This is a genomic window from Janthinobacterium sp. PSPC1-1, assembly GCF_049897625.1.
Classification (GTDB): domain Bacteria; phylum Pseudomonadota; class Gammaproteobacteria; order Burkholderiales; family Burkholderiaceae_D; genus Janthinobacterium; species Janthinobacterium tructae.
Window position 1 is genome coordinate 664,421 of the sequence record NZ_JAFCWP010000002.1, and the last position, 18,381, is coordinate 682,801.

Genomic DNA, 18,381 nt, shown 5'->3' on the forward strand with positions numbered 1-18,381 from the left:
CCCATGTTTCATATCAAATCACTTGAACTGGTGCACTGGGATTACTGGCAGCGCATCAAGAATATTCCGCTCGACGCGAAGATCATCACCATCGCGGGGCAGAACGGCTCGGGCAAGACCACCTTGCTGGACGCCTTGCGCACCCTGTTTGGCCTCGACTGCTCGATGGGCCGCACGTACAAGCACTATGCGCGCCACTCGGGCCAGCAGACGGCCTGGCTGCGCGCCGTGGTCGACAACAAGAACGTGGGCAAGCAGCTGTCGAATCGCCCCTTCCGCAGTTCCGGCTTCTTCAGCGACGATGAAGTGACCCTGTTTTGCCAGATCCAGAAGAATGGCGGCGACTGGAAGCGCCAGTATCTGATGCGTCCAGGCAATGTGCAGATCGAGGACATCACGGACGCCAACGATTGGCTGGGTGTGGAAAACTACCGCAAGCGCCTGGCCAATGCTGGCCTGTCGCCCGCCATGTCGAAAGTGCTGGCGCTGGAGCAGGGCGAGACGGACAAATTGTGCGAATACGCGCCGCGCCAGCTGCTCGACCTGGTGTTTCAGGTGTTCGGCGACAAGGAAGTGCTGGACGCCTACGATGAAGCCAAGCGCCACCAGCGCGATACGGAAGTGGAACTGAAACGCTTCGAAACGGAACTCGAGGCGTCGAAGACCAACCTGGAAGGCTTGCGTCTGCGCGTGGCCAATTACCACCAGTGGGAAGGGCTGCATAAAGAGCGCCGCAACCTGCTGGAAGAAGTGCTGCCCAGCCTGCAGTACCACGAGGCGCGCGAAAAAGCCGCCATCGCCAGCCGGCAATTGCGCGATGCGCGCAAACCGATGGCGCAGGCGGACCAGCAGCTGACCGATAAACGCAATGCGCTGGCCGCGCAAGCGAAGGCCCTGTCCGACGCGCAGATGAACGAGACCTTGCTGGAGCAGGAATCGATTGGCTTGCAGAGCCGCTTGTCCCTGATCAATAGCAAGCTGAAACCGCTGGACAGCCTGCTGGAACAGAAAGACCGTTTGCACAAGCTGGCAGCCGACTCGGGCAGCGACATCGCCGAAGTGACGGCCCAGCTGGAACAGAAGGAAGCGCAATTGCTGCAGCAGCGCCAGCAGCGCGACGCCCTGTCGGCGCGCATCGCGGGCGAGCAGGCGACGATTGCCGCGCTGCAAGGCAAGACGGCCATGCCGGAGCCGGACAATGTGCGCGGCATGCGCCGCGCGCTGCGCGACGCGGGCATCAGCCACGCGATGCTGTCGGACATCGTCGAAGTGACGGACAGCCGCTGGCAGGGCGCCGTCGAAGGCGTGCTGGGCGGCTATGCCTCGGTCGTCTTGCTCGACAAGGCCAAGGATGCGGCTGCCGCCTACCGCCTGGCCGAGAAGGAACGCTATCGCCACTTCATCGTGCCCGAGCTGGTCACGGCGCCTGACGCGAAAGACGAGAGCTTGCTGGCCGTGGTGAAATTTTCCGCGCCCGTGCCCAGCTGGCTGATCGAGCAGCTGTCGCGCATCGCCCGCGTCGATTCCGTCGAAGCGGGTTTCAAATTGGGCAACAACGAAGAGTGGATCACGCCCGAGGCGTATCACCGCGAACGCCGCGGCGGCCGCTCCCTGTTCGTGGAAGCGTCGCGCTACCGCTTCGGCCAGGCTGGCCGCAGCGGCCGCCTGGAAGCGCTGCTGCGCTCGCTGCCGGGCCTGGAAGGACAGGAAGATACGCTCACCCTGGCGATCTCGAAACTGGCGGCCGAAGTGGGCGCCTTGAAGGCGCGCATCGCCGGCGTCGACGCGGCCAAGGAACTCAGTGCGCGCCAGGAAGAATTTGCCGAAGCGCTGCGCAATTCGAAGCCGCTCAAGGAAGAGCGCCTGGAAGTGGGCGGCCGCCTGGGCGAGCTGCAAAATCTGACGAAAAACGCCACCGTGGCGCGCACGCGTGCCGATACCGTGTGGCAAAACGCGCGCCTGGCTTTGTCCGAAGCGGAAGCGGGTGCGCGCCTCGGCTACAAGAAACAGATTGAACAGCGCGCCGAGCATGCGCGCGCCTTGCTGGCCCTGCGCCATGCGTGGCGGCATTTGCCGAAAAGCTGGCGCCGCCCTGCGCGCCGCGCGGCGCTCGTGGCCGAGCACCAGAATGCGCACCAGGTCGACTTGCGCGTGGCCAGCCTGCAAAACAGCCTGGCGCGCGACGACTGGGAACTCGACGCCACCGTCATCGACCAGCACCACCGCCTGTCGGACCAGTTGCATGGCCGGCAGTCGGAAACGGACGAGCGCCGCTACCAGAACAACCGCGCCATCGAAGCGACGGGCAATGCGCGTGGCGCCTACATGGAACGCTTGCGCTACACCATCAAGACCTACAGCAAGAACATCAAGGAGCTCGGTGAGCTGGCCGGCATCGAAGTGCATGCCGACCCTGTGCGCCTGGAAAACGATGACGTGCAGCTGTCGCAGGCGGGCTTGCACGTGCGCTTCAAATTCGACGGCAAGGGCGTGATCGGCATGAACGACGGCGAAGCGTCGGGCGGCCAGCAGGTCATGAAGTCGCTGGTGCTCTTGATCGGCTTGCTGAAATCGGAAGACGGTTCCGGCGGCTTCGTCTTCATCGACGAACCGTTTGCCCACCTCGATATCCGCAACATTCAATTGGTCGGCGAATTCCTGAAGAACACGCAAGCGCAATACCTGATGACGACGCCGTTGACGCACAACACGGATGTCTACGATCCCTCGGAACTGACGTTGATCACCAGCAAAAAGAAAAAGGATAGCCAATGGGCACAACCGATTTTCGTGCTGCAGCGGCGCATCGATCCCGTGTCGGGCAAGGCCGCGTGATGGCCGTGCGCAAGCTGGTTCTGGCCGCAGCCCTGTCGCTGGCATTGGCCGGGACGGCCGTGGCCAACGACGGCATCGGTTCCGTCAGCGCGGGTGGCATCCTGTTCGGCAAGACCGATGCCGTGGCCATGAAAAAGGAAGTGCTCAGCGTGAGCACGGACTTGATCAAGGTCGAGTACGAATTCCTCAATGAATCGGCCAAGGATGTGGAAGAGACGATCTTCTTCCCCCTGCCCGAATACGCGGCCGGCTACCATGGCTCGCCCACGTATTATGGCCAGCCGCAGCAGTTTACTGTCGATGTGGATGGCAAGCGCAAGGACTATAAAACCACGTTTGTCGCCAAGCTCGACAGCAACGATGTGACGGCCCGCTTGCGCCAGCTGGGCTTGTCCGACGCGCAGATCGCGTATTTCCCCTCGCACACGCCGTTCGACAGAAAAGTGGCGCCGCTGACGGCCGCGCAGAGCAAGATCATGATCGGCGAAGGCTTGCTGGCCCAGCTGTACGACGAAGAATGGGTGCCGGCCTGGACAGTGAAAGTCATCTATCTGTGGCAGCAGAAATTTCCCGCCGGTAAAGTCGTGCGCGTGCGCCATCAATATGCGCCATTCGTCGCTGCCGGCCCCGGTGCTTCCTACCTGGGCGATGGCAATGCCTTTGAAAAGAAATACTGCGGCGACAAGGCCTTCTACAAGACGTGGAACCGCCTGGCGGCCAAGCAGGGCGAAAGCGGCTTCGTCAATGCTGTCTGGGTCTCGTACATTTTGACGACGGGTAACACCTGGAAGAATGGCATCGAAGACTTTACCTTGAACTTGATCAAGGGCAAGCCTGACGAGCTGGTCAGCCTGTGCTTCCCCGGCACGTTCACCAAAATCAACCCCACCACATTGCAAGTCAAGCTGCGCAACTTCCATCCGAAGCAGGATCTGGATGTGTACTTCGGCAATGTCGAGGGCACGGTCAGCCACGACGGCGTGGCGCCGCAGATACGGCCGTGAGCACGTGAGTGAGCAGCAGGCACTGGCGGCGCGCTTGCGCGCCATCGCCCGCGCCACGCCGTGGTGCATGCAAGCGCTGCACGCCGTGGCGCAGCTGGGCTTGCCCCACTGCTGCATCGGCGCCGGCGCCGTGCGCAACCTGGTGTGGGACGCCTTGCATGCTTACTCACAACCGTCGGCATTGAGCGACATCGACGTGGCGTATTTCGATGCGCACGATTTGCTTGCGGAAAGCGAGATGCAGCTGCGCCAGCGCCTGGCAACCTTGCTGCCCGGCGTGCCGTGGGAGGTATGCAACCAGGCCCGGGTGCACCTGTGGTTCGAGGCTGAGTTTGGCTACGCCGTGCTGCCCTTGCGCTCGCTCGACGACGCCATCGCTACCTGGCCCGAGTTTGCCACCTCGGTTGGCATCTGGCTGCGGCCTGACGGCGAGATCTGCATCGTCGCGCCGCATGGCCTCGATGACCTGTTCAATATGGTGGTGCGGCGCAACCCGGCGCGCATCAGCCTGGACGGCTATGCGCAGCGCCTGGCCAGCAAGGACTATGCGGCGCGCTGGCCGCGCGTCACCATCATGGCATGATTGGATGCAGTATGGATACAGATTGCCTATAATTGCTAATTATCCAATAGTGCTCTCCTGATCCCATGTCCTTTTTGATTTCTTCGCCGCTGCGCCGCATCGGCCGCCTGATCTGCCTTTCCTCCACCCTCATGGCGCCCGCCGCCTGGGCCGACAGCTATGCCGATTTCCAGCAAGCCAGCGGCCAGCTGGAAGCGCTGATGGCCAAGGCGACGCCGCACAGCGGCTTGCCGCGCCTGCGCGATCCTGCCGTGGCGCAGCTGTTTGCCCATATCGCCGATGGCCCGCGCCTGTTCCAGGCGCCCGTCACGGCGCTGCAGGACGTGAACCAGAGTGTGGCCGTGTGCGAAAAGGCCATGCGTTTGGGACAAACATACTATACGTTTGGCCTCGCATGGCCGCTGCCGCTGTCCGGCGCCCAGCTGCAGCAGGCGCGCGAGGAACAAGCGACGCAGAACCTGGGCAATTATGGTGATGAAATGAGCACCTTGTTTGCTTTCAGCATGCATTGCCATGGCCATTTGATAGCGCTGATGGAGCAGGAATTCAGTGCCCAGCCGGCGGACGCGGTGAGCGGACCCGAGCGGCTGCGCGCACGCGCGTTCAGCAAGAATGTGGCCGTCGTTTACACGGGCGTGGTGCAGTTCGTGCAAGTGCCGTTCTGGAACGTGGCGCAAAAGAAAGTCATGCTGGAAGCGGCGGCGCAGCACGCCACGGCGAATGCCAATCTGATGGCGCCGCCCTTGCGCGAGCGCCTGCTGGCCAGCTTGGCTGAGGCGGATAAGGGCCTTGATCCCGCCCTGGCGCCGGCGCTGGCGACGATACGCCAGGCACTGGCGGTGACGACGTGTACCGGCCTGTGCCAGTACTACGGACCTGGCTTACTCGGCCGCTTCCAAGGGTTTGTTGCGCTGGCGCCAGCGCAGCAAGCCCCACGCATACATGGCGTAGTAGCCGATGACGAGGCCATAGGCGGCCATGGTCAGCGGGCTTTGGCCGAACGGTGGCGGCGGCACGGGCACGTCCTGGCGCGTGTTCAGGTAGATTTCCATGCCACGGTACAGCAAGCGGGCGATGAACAGCATCGTGATGGCCAGGCCCAGGTAGCGGTGCTGGGTAAAAAAGAAATCTTTTCCTACTTGTTCGAAGCGCGTCAGCTTCAAGCCCAGCACGCCCAGCCAGCCACCGGCCAGTGCGGCCGCGCCCAGGCTGGACAGGGGCAGGACCTCGAATTTGGTCGTCGTCGCCAGGAACAGCAGCAGCGCGGGAAACGCGACCGCCACGCTCCAGTGGCGCCACAGCTGCGATTTCTGGCGCGCCACCAGTTTCTTCAGGCGCGAATAAATGCGCCAGACCAGCAGCGGGACCAGTAACAGCAGGGCGAGGGTGGTGGTTTCCATGTAGGCATTCGGGTGCGGATAAAACAGCGATTGTAAGCGAGATGGGGACGGGCGGCGATGCTTGTCAAACGGTAAAAGTTGCTGGTTGACATTTACATGGCATGAACGCACTATGCTTTGTCACAATGCGCCGCCATGAGCGGTGCGGTGCGCTCGCTTGTTGTCGCCACCTTCATACACTGGAGTTCCATGTCTACTCGTTTGCCTTTGCTACCCATCACTGTCGGCCTGTTGGCCTCGTCTTCCCTGGCCATGGCGCAAGATGGCGGCTATCAAATGCCACCGGCCCCCCTGCAAGCCATCGTCGATGCACCGCGCGCGCCGACCCTGAGCCTGAGCCCGAAACGCAACCTGGCCGCCGTGCTGCCCACGCCATCCTTGCCCGGCATCAGCGAAGTGGCGCAGCCGGAACTGAAGCTGGCGGGCTTGCGCATCAATCCGCGCACGTATTCGGCCAGCCGCTTCAGCTTCCACACGGGCCTGGGTTTACTCGACATCGATACGCAGAAGGAGATCAAGGTCAGCGGCTTGCCTGCGTCGCCCCGCATTGCCGACCTGGCCTGGTCGCCCGACCAGCGCTACCTGGCGTTTACGCATGTCGCTTATGCCGATCCCGCCAAGGGCGTGAAGGAATCGGGTGTGCAATTGTGGCTGCTCGACGTGCAGACGAAAGCGGCGCGCAAGCTGGCCAGCGCGCCCCTGTCGAGCGTGTATGGCCGTGGTTTTTCCTGGATGCCGGACAGCAAGACCCTGCTGGTGCAGCTGAAGCCGGCCAAGCTGGGTGGGGCGCCTGTGGCGAGCGGCATCCCGACGGGCCCGTCCATCCAGGACAGCGTGCCGGGTGGTGGCGTCAAGCAATTGCGCACCTATCCCGACCTGTTGAAGAACGAACAGGATGCGCAGCTGTTCGAGCACTACATCACCGTCCAGCTGGCCTTGCTGGATGTGGCGGGCAAGCAGCGCATGGTGGGCCAGCCCGGTCAGTTTTCACGCGTGTCGGCCTCGCCCGATGGCAAGCACCTGCTGACGACCAGCATCGTGCGTCCGTATTCCTATATCGTGCCGGCGCATGACTTTGGCCACAAGATTGACGTGCGCGACCTGAATGGCAAGGTGGAGCACACGGTGGCGGCCCTGCCGCTGGAGGAAGGGCTGCCGCCAGGCAATGATGCCGTGTCCGCCGGCGTGCGTTCCGTCAGCTGGCGGGTCGATGCGCCCGCCACCCTGGTGTGGGCCGAAGCGCAGGACGGCGGTGATCCGGCCAAGGCCGCCGAGATCCGCGACATCGTCTACACGCAGGCGGCGCCGTTCACCAGCAAGCCGGCCGTGCTGGCCAGGCTGGGCTCGCGCTATGCGGGCGTGGCCTGGGGCCGCGGCGACCTGGCCCTGCTCAGCGAAGCGTGGTACAAGACGCGCGCCGTCAAGCAGTGGAAAATTTCGCCAGATCAACCTTCCGCGCCGGCCGACCTCGTGTACGCCGGTTCCTTCGAAGACCGTTACAACGATCCGGGCCAGCCCGTCATGCGCGCCGATGCGGCCGGCTTGCCGCGCTTGCTCATCGCCGCCGATGGTTCCATCCTGCTCGACGGCCGGGGCGCCTCGAAGGACGGCGACCGCCCCTTCATCGACCGCCTGAACCTGGCGACGAAACAGAAGCAGCGCCTGTTCCAGAGCGCCGCGCCCTACTATGAAAACGTGGTGGCCGTGCTGGACGAAGATGGCAGCCGTTTTCTGTCGACGCGCGAATCGCCCACCGAGCAGCCAAATTATTATGTGCGCAATCTGAAACAGCAGGGCGCCGCGCAATTGACGGCCCTCACGCACTTCCCGCATCCGCTGCCGCAATTGCAGGACGTGCAGAAAGAGCTGATCCGCTACAAGCGTGCCGATGGCGTCGACCTGACGGCCACCCTGATGCTGCCGCCGAACTACGACGTCAAACGCGACGGCCCATTGCCGACCCTGATGTGGGCGTATCCGCAGGAATTCAAGACGGCCAGCGCCGCCAGCCAGACCACGGGTTCGCCGTACAAATTCAATGCCGTCAGCTACTGGGGCCCGGCCGCCTTCCTGTCCATGGGCTACGCCGTGCTCGACAATCCATCCTTCCCCATCGTGGGAACCGGCGAGCAGGAGCCGAACGACACCTATCTGCCGCAACTGGTGGCCGATGCCGAAGCGGCCGTCGATGAAGTGGTGCGCCGTGGCGTGTCTGACCGCAACCGCATCGCCATCGGCGGCCACTCGTATGGCGCCTTCATGACGGGCAATTTGCTCGCGCACACGCGGCTGTTCCGCGCCGGCATCGCCCGCAGCGGCGCCTACAACCGCACCCTGACGCCGTTCGGTTTCCAGGCGGAAGAGCGCTCGTTCTGGCAGGCGCCCGCCGTCTACCAGGCCATGTCGCCGTTCAACTATGCGGACAAGATCAAGGATGCGCTGCTGATGATCCATGGCGAGCAGGACAACAACTCGGGCACTTTCCCCATCCAGAGCGAACGCATGTTCCAGGCCGTCAAGGGACTGGGCGGCACGGCGCGCCTGGTGATGCTGCCGAACGAGAGCCATGGCTACCGCGCGCGCGAATCGATCATGCAGATGCTGTATGAAAGCAACAACTGGCTGGAGAAATATGTGAAGAATGCCCCGCCACCGGCCACCGACGTCAAGCCGGCAGCGAAATAAGGGGTGCGCAGGGCAGGTGGCGCATGTCTCGTGGTATGGTCTTCTTTTGTCTGCAGGGAGGCCCCAGCCATGTCCGTCATCCACGCCCACCGCGCGCCCGACCCGGCGCCCGTCGATGAACCCATGCCGGCGCCGGAGCCGCAAGAAGCGCCCGGGCACCATCCGGGGCCCGTGCATCCGGTGCCGCAGGACGATCCCGTACCCGATCCGCATCCTCAGTAACCCCCAATAAATTATTATGATTTCTGACTTCCATAACCGGCGCTCTGCGGCGTTGCCCGCTGCTAGCAGTGCTCGCACTGCGTCGCAGCGGGCGCCTTGCATAGCATCCGGTTCTGTTCGTCATAATTTCATAATAATTTCCTGAGGATTACTTAGTTAATCTCCTCAAGAAAGGCTGTTTCAGATGGCAATTGTCAAGGAAGTCTACACACGCAAAGTCAGCGGAGAATCGTTCGACTATGAACTCGATTACACCCAGGGCGCGGACGTGGCCTGGATTGCGCGCGTGTACCACGACGGCGTGCTGAAAGGTTCGCCGCACGGCGCGCTGACGGCCAACGTGCTGTCCGGCCCCGCGCTGGAGCAATATCTGCGCGCGTATGTCGAAGGCATGATCGAGCGGGGGCTCGACGTGGCCGAGTAAGCCGTTTGCGGTAGAGCAAAGAAAAGGGCGCCGAGGCGCCCTTTGTTGTTTCTGTGGTGTCGGATTACGCGGCTGCGCCGCTAATCCGACCTACGCGCTGTCTTGACGCCTTGGCCAACAATATTGTCGGATTACGCCCTTGCGGGCTAATCCGACCTACGCGCATGCGCATGGACCGTAGGTCGGATTAGCGCTTGCGCGTAATCCGACAACATCGTTGGCGCCAGGATGGTGGGCCACCGCCAGTTTAATCAAACGCCCACGTGTACAACACGTCCAGCGCATTGTTCGTGCCGGTCTGGAATTGCAGGGTGATGCGGCGGTTCAGTTTATAACGCAGTTTCACCAGGCTCGTCGCCGTGCTCGTGCCTTGCTCGAACGTCAGGTAGGCGCGCGAGGACAGGCGCTTGCCGACGGTGACGACGGTGCTTTCCAGCCCTTGCGCCTGCGACAGGCCCACTTCATCGAGTCCCAGCGAACTGGCCAGCTTGCCCTGCAAGCCGCCGCCGGAGCCGCCGAAGAGGGCGCCTGCGGCTGTCGTCAAGAGGGCCATTTCATCGCCGGCCGCCGTTTCCGCGCCATGGCCGAGGATCAGCCAGGCCAGCTTGTCGCTGTCCGACACGCTCGGCGTGGACACCAGCTTGGCCGTCGGCGCCTGGGCCGTGCCGCGCACTTCCACGCCCGCTTCCACATTCGTTTCCGACAAGGCTTCGCCTTCCGGACGCTTGCGCACGGCCAGGATGTTCAGCGACGGGTTGTCGTAGGCGCCCGTAAAGGCGATCAAGCCCCGTTCGATCGACAGCTTCTGCCCGTAGGCCGCGTACTGGCCGCTGGTGACTTTGATGCTGCCCGTCACGCGCGGCGCGGCGCGGTTGATGACTCTGGCGCGCACATTGCCGGCCAGGTCGGCATCGATACCCATGCCGCGCAGGTGGAAGGCATTGCCCAGGTCAAATTCCAGGTCGATATTCAGAGGCAGCGAAGGCGCTTCCTTGCCGCCCTTGACTTCCTTGCCCAGCACCACCACGTCGCTGCTTTGCGTCGGGGTATCTTGCGGCGCCAGTTCGATCAGCGCGCGGTTGGCCTTGAACTTGCCCTCGAAGCTGAAACGCTTGTCGTTGCGCACCAGGGTGCTGTTGCCCGACAGGATCAAGGTGCGGTCGGGGCGCGACAGCGCTTGCAGGCGGTCGGCCATCAGTTTCAGTTCCAGGCTCGCTTCGCCATTCGCAAAGCGCACCCAGCCATCAGCCTGCACCTTGCCGTCGCCGCCGTCAAAGCTCAGGCGCTGCAGTTGCAGCTGATCGCCAGCCAGCTTGGCTTGCAGCACGCCATTGCGCAATTTCAAGCCCTGGTCGGCCCAGTTCACCAGCAGCTTGCTGCCGTTGATGTCGCCATTCAATTGTGGCGCGCCGATGGTGCCGCTGCCGGACAGGGCCACTTTCAAGGCACCACCCAGCTCCAGGCCCGGCTGGCCCGTCAGCGGCGCCAGCCAGGCCAGTGTATCGATGCTGGTGGTGCCCGTCAGCGAGAGGGCGCTGTCATTGCTGATGCGCCCATTCAGCATTTGCACGGTGGCATTGATATCGCTCTGGCCCGCGCGCGCGCCATCGAGTTTCACGGCCAGGCGCAGCTGCTGGTTGGCGACATCCACGCGGGCATCGAAGGTGCGCAGTCCCAGCGCCAGCGGTTGTTCCACGCCCACCGTCACGTCGCCTTTTTCGCGGTAGATGTGCAGCATGCCGGCCAACGACGGGTCTTTTTGCTTGGCCGTCGGCACCTGCATGTCGAGCGACCATTGCGCGCCCAGAGTCAGGTCGCTGCGCGCATTGGCTTGCAGCGAGGGAATCACTTGCGCCAGATAGGTCAGGGCCACGCCGGCCGCCTGGCCGGAACTGCTCCAGCGGGGACCGTTCTTGACCAGGCTTTGCATGCTGATGCTGCCTGCCGGCAATTTGATGACGGCGTTGCCCACGCTGATCTGTTCAGGCTGGCCCAGGCCCGCCACGCCGCTGCCGGCGGGACCGGCCACTTTCACGGGCACGGGCGCTTGCAGCACCAGCGCATAGCGGCCCTTGTTTTGCAGGCTGTCGATGGTGCCCGTCCAGGCGGCACCGCTCTGGCTGCCGCGGATTTGTACGCTGGCATCGAAATCGTCATTGCGCGCCGTCAAACTGACCGTATGGCTGCCGCGCGTGCCCGTCGTGCCCAGGCGGGCGCTGCCCAGCTTGAAGGTGGGCGTGCTGTAGCCCGTGATGTCCAGCGCGCTGACCATGGGGTCGAGCGCGCCCTGGCCGGCGCCCACGCTGGCGCTGCCTTTGACGGCTTTCAATTGCTGGTCGCCAAAGAAGGTCAGATCCTTGCCATCGAGGCTCAGTTGCGCGGCCGGCGCGTCCATCTTGCCGCTGACGGAGCCGGAGGCATGCAGCACGCCGGCAAAGCGGGGACCCAGGGTCGACAATTGCGGCGCGTCGAGTTTCCACGTCAGCTTGTCGGTGGCGCCGCCTAGCGCGCCCTTGGCCAGCAGGCTGTTCGGCCCCAGGCGCAGTTCCGCATCCACGCTGTCGATGCGTTTCGCGTTGGCCGACAGCTTGGCGTAGCCGGCCAGCGGGGCGTTTTGCAGGGTCGATTCGCGCAGGGCCAGGTTCAGGGCCACTTGCCAGTCGCTGGTCAGGCGGCCGCTGCCGTTGAAGTCCGCATTCACGTTGCCGTTGGGTAATGTCGCGCCGAAGGCGGCCGGATTGATCTTTTGCAAGGAACCCGTCATTTTCAGTTCCGCTTCCTTCTTCGGACCCGTCAAGCCCACGTCGCCGCTGGCGTGGATGGCGCTGTCAGGCGCAGGGCGCTTGCCGCTAGTCAAACCCAGTCCTTTTGCATCGGCAACAAACGTCGTGCGCGGCTGCTGCAGCGTGCCCTGCACCACGCCGCTGGCTTGCACGGCGCCCAGCAAGTCGCTCTGCAGGGCGGAGAGTTGCCGCGCATCGACGTTCCAGTTGAGCTTTTCGCCGGCGCCGCCAAAGTTGCCCTTGGCCGTGACATTATTCTTGCCCAGCGCCAGTTGCACGTCGATGCCGCTGAAATGGGCCGCATCGGCCGTCAGCTTGCCCTTGCCCGACAAAGGCTGGTCAAGCAGCTTGCTGGGGCGCACGGTGAAGTCCGTATTCGCCAGCCACTTGGGGGCCACGTGACCGTTGGCGCGCACGTCGAGGTTCAGGTCGGCCACAGGGAAGGCGCCGAAGTCGGCGGGATTGAGACGGCTGGCGTTGGCCACGGCCTTGAAGGGCTGTTCATCCTTCAGGCTGATCTGGCCCGTCGCGTTGACGCTGCTTTTGCCTGCCTGTAAGGTGGCCTTGCGCAGTTGCACCAAGGAATCGGCGAGGGTGGCTTCCACGTCCAGGCGCAGCTTGGCTTCGCCGAGCTTGGCGCGCAAGGTTTGCGTCTTGCCGTCGCTGTCGAGCACGATGTCGCCCACGATCTTGGTGCTGTTGATGCTGCTGTACATGTGCTGCAAGTCGATCTTGTCTGTGTGCAAGGTCAGCTGCGCGTTGCCGATGGGCGCATCAACGGCGTCGCGGTTGAGCTTGCCGCTACCCGTGAACTTGCCGGCGTTGCCGAAATCGATGATGGCCGACTCTAGCGTCGTGGCCGTCAGGGTGCCGCCCAGGCGCGCTTCGAACTGGCGCAGCGGCAGCTTTTGCTGGTCGATGGGGCCGGGCGTGGCGTGGTTGAGGATGGCCAGCTTGCCCGACACGGTTTGTTTGGTTGGCCGCGTGTCGATGGCGGCATCGAGTTCCAGGCTCAGGTCCGCCTGCGGTAAAGTCGCGTCGAACTTGCCCGGATTGATGTTGCGGCCACGGATGCTGGCCGAGCGCAGGATGATGACGGGGTCGAACGGCGCCAGCGCCAGCTGGGCGTCGGCCGTGGCCGCGCCCGCGCTGCCCTTGGCCGTCACGTTCAGCACGTTCAAGTCGCCACCCAGCTGCAGATGCAAGGCGGCGGGTTTTTCGCCGGCGGCGGCATTGAGCTGCGTCAAGCCCGCCTTGCCTGACAATTTGAATGGCTGCGTGGCGGCAATCGTCGCGCTGGCCGTGGCCTGGCCGAACGGCGTCAGGGCCGAGGCGTCTTCCAGCTGCCATTGCGTCTTGTCGCCCGACAAGGTGAAATGGATTTTTTCAAACACCGTGTTGCCGCCCGCGCTGACCAAGGTCACCTTGTCCAGGCGCGCGTCGGCAATGCCGATCTTGAACGGCGAGGCCAGGCTGGCCGGCATCGTCGACGGTTCCTCGGACGGCGCCGTGCTTGCCACGGACAGGCTGGCCACGTGCAGTTCGCTGATGGCAATGCCTTCCGAAAAGAACTGGAACGGTGACCAGTTGATGTCGATGTTGTCGGCCGTGATGTGCTGCGTCTTGCTGCGGTAGCTGACGTGGCCCAGGTGCATGCGGTTGTACAGCGAGCCGGACACGCCCGTGACGGCGATTTCGCCACCGCTGGCGCTGGCCACTTTTTGCACCAGCATCTGCAAGGTCGATTCGCGGCCCAGGAACCAGAAGGCACCACCCAGCAGCACGGCCAGGCTGGCGACGGCGATCAGTACATAGCGCAACACCCGGCGCGGTTTTTTTACTGGGGGCTGGGGCGCCGCGTTCGGCGCCTCGGTAGTCATATCGGACATCAGAAAGTGAATCCCAGAGAAAAGTGCAAACGGTATTTTTGGACGGCGTGGCCGTATGCCACGTCGACATTGATGGGGCCGACGGGGCTCTTGTAGCGCCCGCCCAGGCCGTAGCCCGATTTCGGCGTCATCGCTGCTTTGACGGTGTCGGCCGCGTTACCGGCGTCATAGAATGCGGCAATCGCCCATTTCGGCTTGAACCAGTACTGGTATTCGGCGCTGCCGGTCAGCATGTAGCGCCCGCCGATGGTGGCGTCGCCTTCCTTCACGCCCAGTTCCTGGTAGCCATAGCCGCGCACCGACTGGTCGCCGCCCGCGCGGAACAGGTAGACGGCCGGCACGCCGCGTTTTTCCTTCGAACCGAGTGCGCCCATTTCGCCGCGCACGATCAGCTCGCCTTTTTCACCCAGCGGACGGTAATACACGGCCTTGCCGGCCACGCGCACGAAGCGCTCGTCCGTCAGCACGGGCAGCAGGGCGCCGCCCACCTGGGCATTGATGACATAGCCCTTGGTGGGAAATAGCAGGCTGTCGAGGCTGCGCTTGGTGATGGCATAGGTCAGGGGCAAGCTCTTGCTGCGCGTCTGTTCCAGGCCCACGACCGTCTTGTCTTCGCTGAGGAACTCGAACGTCAGGCTGCGCTCGAGGTTGGTGCCGCCCCAGTTGCGCTTGGCCGAGATGGTGGTGACGGCCGTGATTTCGTTGGAAATGTCGCTGCGTTCGAACGAGGCGCCGGCGCTGTCGTTATAGCCGCGCTCGGTCGTTGGAAAGTAAAAATTGGCGTGCGCCGCCTGTTTCTTCGTTTCCATGGTGAGGGCGCTCTTGAAGCGAGTGCCCCACACGTTCAGGTTGTCATAGTTGAGCTGGGCGCGATTGCCCGTATTCGTACTGAAACCGAGACCGGCGCTGACGTTCTGCTGCTTGTTTTCCGTCACGCGCACCACCAGCGGCAGCAGCGGCGCGGGGCCGCGGTTGACGGGCTTGGCTTCGGCAGTGGCACCGGCCACCTCGGCTTGCTGGCTTTCCTGGCCCGCCTCGATCTGCTCGCCCAGGATGCTGCTCATGTCGGCGCTCACTTCCACGCTGGCAAAGTAGCCCGTGTCCTGCAGGCGCGCCTGCAACGATTGCAGCGCCGATTCGCTGTAATAGTCGCCCGGGCGTATCTTGTCGAGGTTGCGGATGATGTTGGCATCGTAGCGTTTCAGCCCTTCGATGCGCAGCTCGCCGAAACGCAGCTCGGGGCCGCTGTCGAGTACCACCAGCAGCGAGACCTTGTGCGTTTCCGGATCGACCACGGCTTGCGTGTCGACCAGCTGGGCACGCGGGTAGCGTGTCTGCACCACTTCGCGCAGCAGCGCGCGCTTGGCCGATTCCCAGTCGGATTGGCGAAACACGCTGCCCGTCTTCAGCGACCAGCTGCGCTTCAGCGCTTCCGTATCGTAGGGTTCGGAAGCAGCCAGCGGCGGCGTGGGGTCGAAGCCGCGCAATTCCAGCTCGACCTTGTCGATGGTCACCGGTTCGCCCGGGTCGACGTCGACGATGACGACGGGTTTGGCGCCCGTCGTATCGACGCGCACCGTGACGACGGGCGTGTAATAGCCGGCCGTGGCGACGAGGTTCTTGGCTTGCTCAGGTGTATCGCGCACGAGGCGCTGCAATTGTTCGCGGTCCATGCGCGGGTTGCCGCGGAAGCGTTCCAGGTCCAGGTTTTTTTCGAGCAACTCGTCGAGGTCGCCCGGTGCGTTGACCTTGACCTCGTACTGCAGCGGCGCCGGTGCCGCTTCCGTGGCGCTGGCGCTCTCCGGAGCAGCATCTTGCGTGCCCTCCTGGGCGCCAGCATGGGCGATCGGGAACAGCAAGATGGCACCGCCGGCGGCGGCCAGTGTCAGTTGACCCATTACTTTTGTCACTACTTGTGCCAAAATTCGTGGTCGTATCGCCTTGCCGGCAGCCGTATGCCGTATGGGTCGTGCAGAAAACATGGTGCTCCAGATGAGTAAATGCTGACTGCATGTTACCGGAATAGGTAAACTGATGGCGGACGAATAAGTATTTTTTGCGCTGGGAATCACGTTTTCCCGCGCACTATTGGAACAGAATAAAACTGAAAAGAAAGAAATTATGCTAGCAACGGATTCCGCACTGGTGCTCTTTAGCGGTGGACAAGATTCCACCACCTGCCTGGCCTGGGCCCTCAAGCACTATAGCCGCGTGGAAACCATCGGCTTTGACTATGGACAGCGCCATGCGATCGAACTGACGGTGCGTCCCGGCGTGCTCGAGCAGATACGCCAGCAGTCGCCCGAGTGGGACAGCCGCCTGGGGCAGGATCACATGATAGACCTGTCCTTGATTTCCGCCATTTCCGATACAGCCATGACGCAGAACGTCGAGATCGTCATGCAGGAAAACGGCTTGCCGAACACCTTTGTTCCCGGGCGCAATTTGCTGTTCATGACGGTGGCCGCCACCGTGGCCTACCGCCGCGGCTTGACGGTGCTGGTCGGCGGCATGTGCGAAACGGATTTTTCCGGCTACCCGGATTGCCGCGACGATACGATGAAGGCCCTGCAAGTGGCGCTGAACCTGGGCATGAATACGCGGCTGAAGCTGGAAACGCCGCTGATGTGGCTGGACAAGGCGCAAAGCTGGGACCTGGCGGAAGACTTGGGCGGCCAGCCGCTGGTTGACCTGATCCGCAGCGGCACGCACACGTGCTACCTGGGCGAGCGGGGGCAATTGCACGACTGGGGTTATGGCTGCGGCACCTGCCCTGCCTGTGCCCTGCGCGCGAACGGCTACCAGCAATACGCGGCGAGGAAGGCAGCCAAGTAAGCAACAGCTTGCGCCGTTTCTTCAAGCGGCGCGGCAGGGGGACAAGCCATGCTGTGGTTTTTGCCACAGGAGCGCCTTGCCATGAAATCCCTCTTTGCCGCGCTGTACGGCCCCGTCTTCTGGGCCGGCTTCATCGGCGCCGCCGCCTGGTTAATTGCGGTTCGCCAACATTCCCTCTGGGTCTTGCCGCCCTTGCTGCTGCTGGCCCTGCTCACATCCTTTCTTGCCGAACGCTATCTGCCATACGACGGCGCGTGGAACCATGCGCACGGCGACGGCTGGCGCGACGTGCTGCACGCGCTCGTCAACGAGGCGCTGTACCTGCCGGGCCTGGCTGCTTTTCCCCTGCTGGCTGGCCATTTGGCGCTGGGCCCGTTCTGGCCCGGCCAGCTGCCGTTCTGGGTACAATTGCTGCTGGCCATCCTCATCGCCGACTGTGGCATTACCCTGGTGCATTACCTGAGCCACCGTTACTACTTTCTGTGGAAACTGCATGCCGTACACCACAGCGTGCAGCGTCTGTACGGTTTTAATGGCTGGATGAAACACCCGCTGCACCTGCTGCTGGAAGCGGCGGGCGGCATGCTGCCCTTGCTGCTGCTGGGCATACCGGAAACCGTCATGGCCGTGCTGGCGTTTGCCGTGGCGATCCAGTTGTTGCTGCAGCACGCGAATGTCGACATGCGCATGGGGCCGCTGCGCCACGTGTTTGCCTGGGCGCCACTGCACCGTTTCCACCACATGAAATACGGCACGGCCGGCGACGTGAATTTCGGCCTGTTCTTTACGTGCTGGGACCGCTTGCTGGGCACCTGCTTCGACGCGCCGGACTATCGCATGCGGGGCGAGGACCTGGGTATCGGCAGCCGTCCCGATTATCCCGTGGCCTACCTGCCGCAATTGATTGAACCGTTCCGCGCGGAAGAGGGCGTGCGCTCGCCCGAGCTACCGGCTGGCTTGCGCCAGGGTCTCAGTCGAGAAGCGTGACTTGCAACTGGCGCAAGCTGCGGTCGGCGCGCACGCCGAACAGGCTGCGCATGGTGCGCGAAAAATGCGCGGCATCGGCAAAACCGGCGCCGTGGGCCGCATCCGTCAATGTACCGCCGAGCAAGATAAAACGGATGGCCAGGCGCAAGCGGCGCCACAGCACCAGGCGCCGCACGGGCAGACCCAGCTGGGCGCTGAACAGGCGCTCCAGCTGGCTCAGCGACAAATGCGCCGCTTCGGCCAGGGCGGCCGCGCTGACTTTGCCGGACAGCAGCGCGTCAACCTGGTCCAGCGCGCGCTGCACGCGCGCGTCGGCCAGCTGCTCGCGCGGCTGTGCCTGCAGCGCGGCGGCCAGGCTGTCCAGGCTGGGCGCGCCAGAGCTGGCGGCTGCTGCCAGCAGGGCCGGGCCGCCCAGGCGCTGCGGTTCCGCATAGATGGTCAGCATGGAGGCTGGCGCGCTCAGGATGGCGTGCGGGTGCAGGCTCTCGACCAGCAAGTGCCGCGCCGTGTGGACGATGCCGTCGAGCTCTGCCGTGAAGGGCGCACCCGTGCTTAGCATCAACTGATGCGCGTAATGAGCGTGGCTGTCCGTGGCGCCTACTGCGCCATGCAAGATGGCAAAGTCCGGCGCCAGCCATAAGCTTCCCTGCCAGCGGTCGTCGTGCAAGCGATGCTCCTGTGTGATGGATTGCGGGGCGTTCATGCCGGCGGACGGAGGATGGTTGTCACGGCAT

Annotated in this window: 13 protein-coding genes; 8 read left to right on the plus strand and 5 right to left on the minus strand. The window is 63.6% G+C overall.

Annotated features, from left to right (window positions below; genetic code table 11):
• The first annotated feature begins 3 nt into the window (after positions 1-3).
• The 3 genes from ACP7EG_RS10545 to ACP7EG_RS10555 are packed head-to-tail and all read left to right on the plus strand — an operon-like array spanning position 4 to position 4,422.
• Positions 4-2,835 (plus strand): ATP-binding protein, encoded by a 2,832-nt coding sequence (locus tag ACP7EG_RS10545; RefSeq protein ID WP_426087546.1) that lies wholly within the window; start codon positions 4-6, stop codon positions 2,833-2,835.
• Positions 2,772-3,839: a DUF4424 family protein gene (locus tag ACP7EG_RS10550; RefSeq protein ID WP_426087547.1), complete on the plus strand. Its 1,068-nt coding sequence runs from the start codon at positions 2,772-2,774 to the stop codon at positions 3,837-3,839. Before ACP7EG_RS10545 ends, ACP7EG_RS10550 begins: the two co-directional genes overlap by 64 nt.
• Positions 3,840-3,843: 4 nt before the next feature.
• The gene (locus tag ACP7EG_RS10555; RefSeq protein WP_426087548.1) at positions 3,844-4,422 is read left to right on the plus strand and encodes a nucleotidyltransferase family protein; all 579 of its coding nucleotides are present in this window, start codon (positions 3,844-3,846) and stop codon (positions 4,420-4,422) included.
• Positions 4,423-4,457: 35 nt separating this feature from the next.
• On the opposite strand, the gene ACP7EG_RS10560 is transcribed toward ACP7EG_RS10555, so the two are convergent.
• On the minus strand, positions 4,458-5,075 hold the full coding sequence (locus ACP7EG_RS10560; protein ID WP_426087549.1) for a hypothetical protein: 618 nt from the start codon (positions 5,073-5,075) through the stop codon (positions 4,458-4,460).
• A gap of 228 nt (positions 5,076-5,303) precedes the next feature.
• Positions 5,304-5,822: a hypothetical protein gene (locus tag ACP7EG_RS10565; RefSeq protein ID WP_426087550.1), complete on the minus strand. Its 519-nt coding sequence runs from the start codon at positions 5,820-5,822 to the stop codon at positions 5,304-5,306.
• Between the two features lie 189 nt (positions 5,823-6,011).
• Between ACP7EG_RS10565 and ACP7EG_RS10570 the strand changes: the two genes are divergently transcribed.
• The 3 genes from ACP7EG_RS10570 to ACP7EG_RS10580 all read left to right on the plus strand — a co-directional run bounded on the left by ACP7EG_RS10570 (position 6,012) and on the right by ACP7EG_RS10580 (position 9,153).
• Complete coding sequence (locus ACP7EG_RS10570) at positions 6,012-8,507, plus strand: prolyl oligopeptidase family serine peptidase (RefSeq protein ID WP_426087551.1); 2,496 nt, start codon at positions 6,012-6,014, stop codon at positions 8,505-8,507.
• Between the two features lie 69 nt (positions 8,508-8,576).
• On the plus strand, positions 8,577-8,729 hold the full coding sequence (locus tag ACP7EG_RS10575; protein WP_426087552.1) for a hypothetical protein: 153 nt from the start codon (positions 8,577-8,579) through the stop codon (positions 8,727-8,729).
• 184 nt (positions 8,730-8,913) lie between these two features.
• Positions 8,914-9,153 carry a hypothetical protein gene (locus ACP7EG_RS10580; protein ID WP_034753464.1) on the plus strand — a complete coding sequence of 80 codons (240 nt, stop codon included), beginning with the start codon at positions 8,914-8,916 and terminating at the stop codon, positions 9,151-9,153.
• A 247-nt stretch (positions 9,154-9,400) separates the two neighbouring features.
• On the opposite strand, the gene ACP7EG_RS10585 is transcribed toward ACP7EG_RS10580, so the two are convergent.
• On the minus strand, positions 9,401-13,825 hold the full coding sequence (locus ACP7EG_RS10585; RefSeq protein WP_426087553.1) for a translocation/assembly module TamB domain-containing protein: 4,425 nt from the start codon (positions 13,823-13,825) through the stop codon (positions 9,401-9,403).
• Positions 13,825-15,723, minus strand: a complete 1,899-nt coding sequence (locus ACP7EG_RS10590) for an autotransporter assembly complex protein TamA (protein WP_426087554.1) — start codon at positions 15,721-15,723, stop codon at positions 13,825-13,827. The genes ACP7EG_RS10585 and ACP7EG_RS10590 overlap by 1 nt, the downstream gene beginning before the upstream one ends.
• Before the next feature lie 223 nt (positions 15,724-15,946).
• Between ACP7EG_RS10590 and queC the strand changes: the two genes are divergently transcribed.
• Both queC and ACP7EG_RS10600 read left to right on the plus strand, forming a co-directional pair.
• The gene (gene queC, locus ACP7EG_RS10595) at positions 15,947-16,660 is read left to right on the plus strand and encodes a 7-cyano-7-deazaguanine synthase QueC (protein WP_426087555.1); all 714 of its coding nucleotides are present in this window, start codon (positions 15,947-15,949) and stop codon (positions 16,658-16,660) included.
• Between the two features lie 81 nt (positions 16,661-16,741).
• Positions 16,742-17,647: a sterol desaturase family protein gene (locus tag ACP7EG_RS10600; protein WP_426087556.1), complete on the plus strand. Its 906-nt coding sequence runs from the start codon at positions 16,742-16,744 to the stop codon at positions 17,645-17,647.
• Here the strand turns inward: ACP7EG_RS10600 and ACP7EG_RS10605 are convergent.
• Positions 17,631-18,314: a helix-turn-helix domain-containing protein gene (locus ACP7EG_RS10605; RefSeq protein WP_426087557.1), complete on the minus strand. Its 684-nt coding sequence runs from the start codon at positions 18,312-18,314 to the stop codon at positions 17,631-17,633. The two genes, ACP7EG_RS10600 and ACP7EG_RS10605, sit on opposite strands and share 17 nt — an antisense overlap.
• Positions 18,315-18,381: the final 67 nt, after the last annotated feature.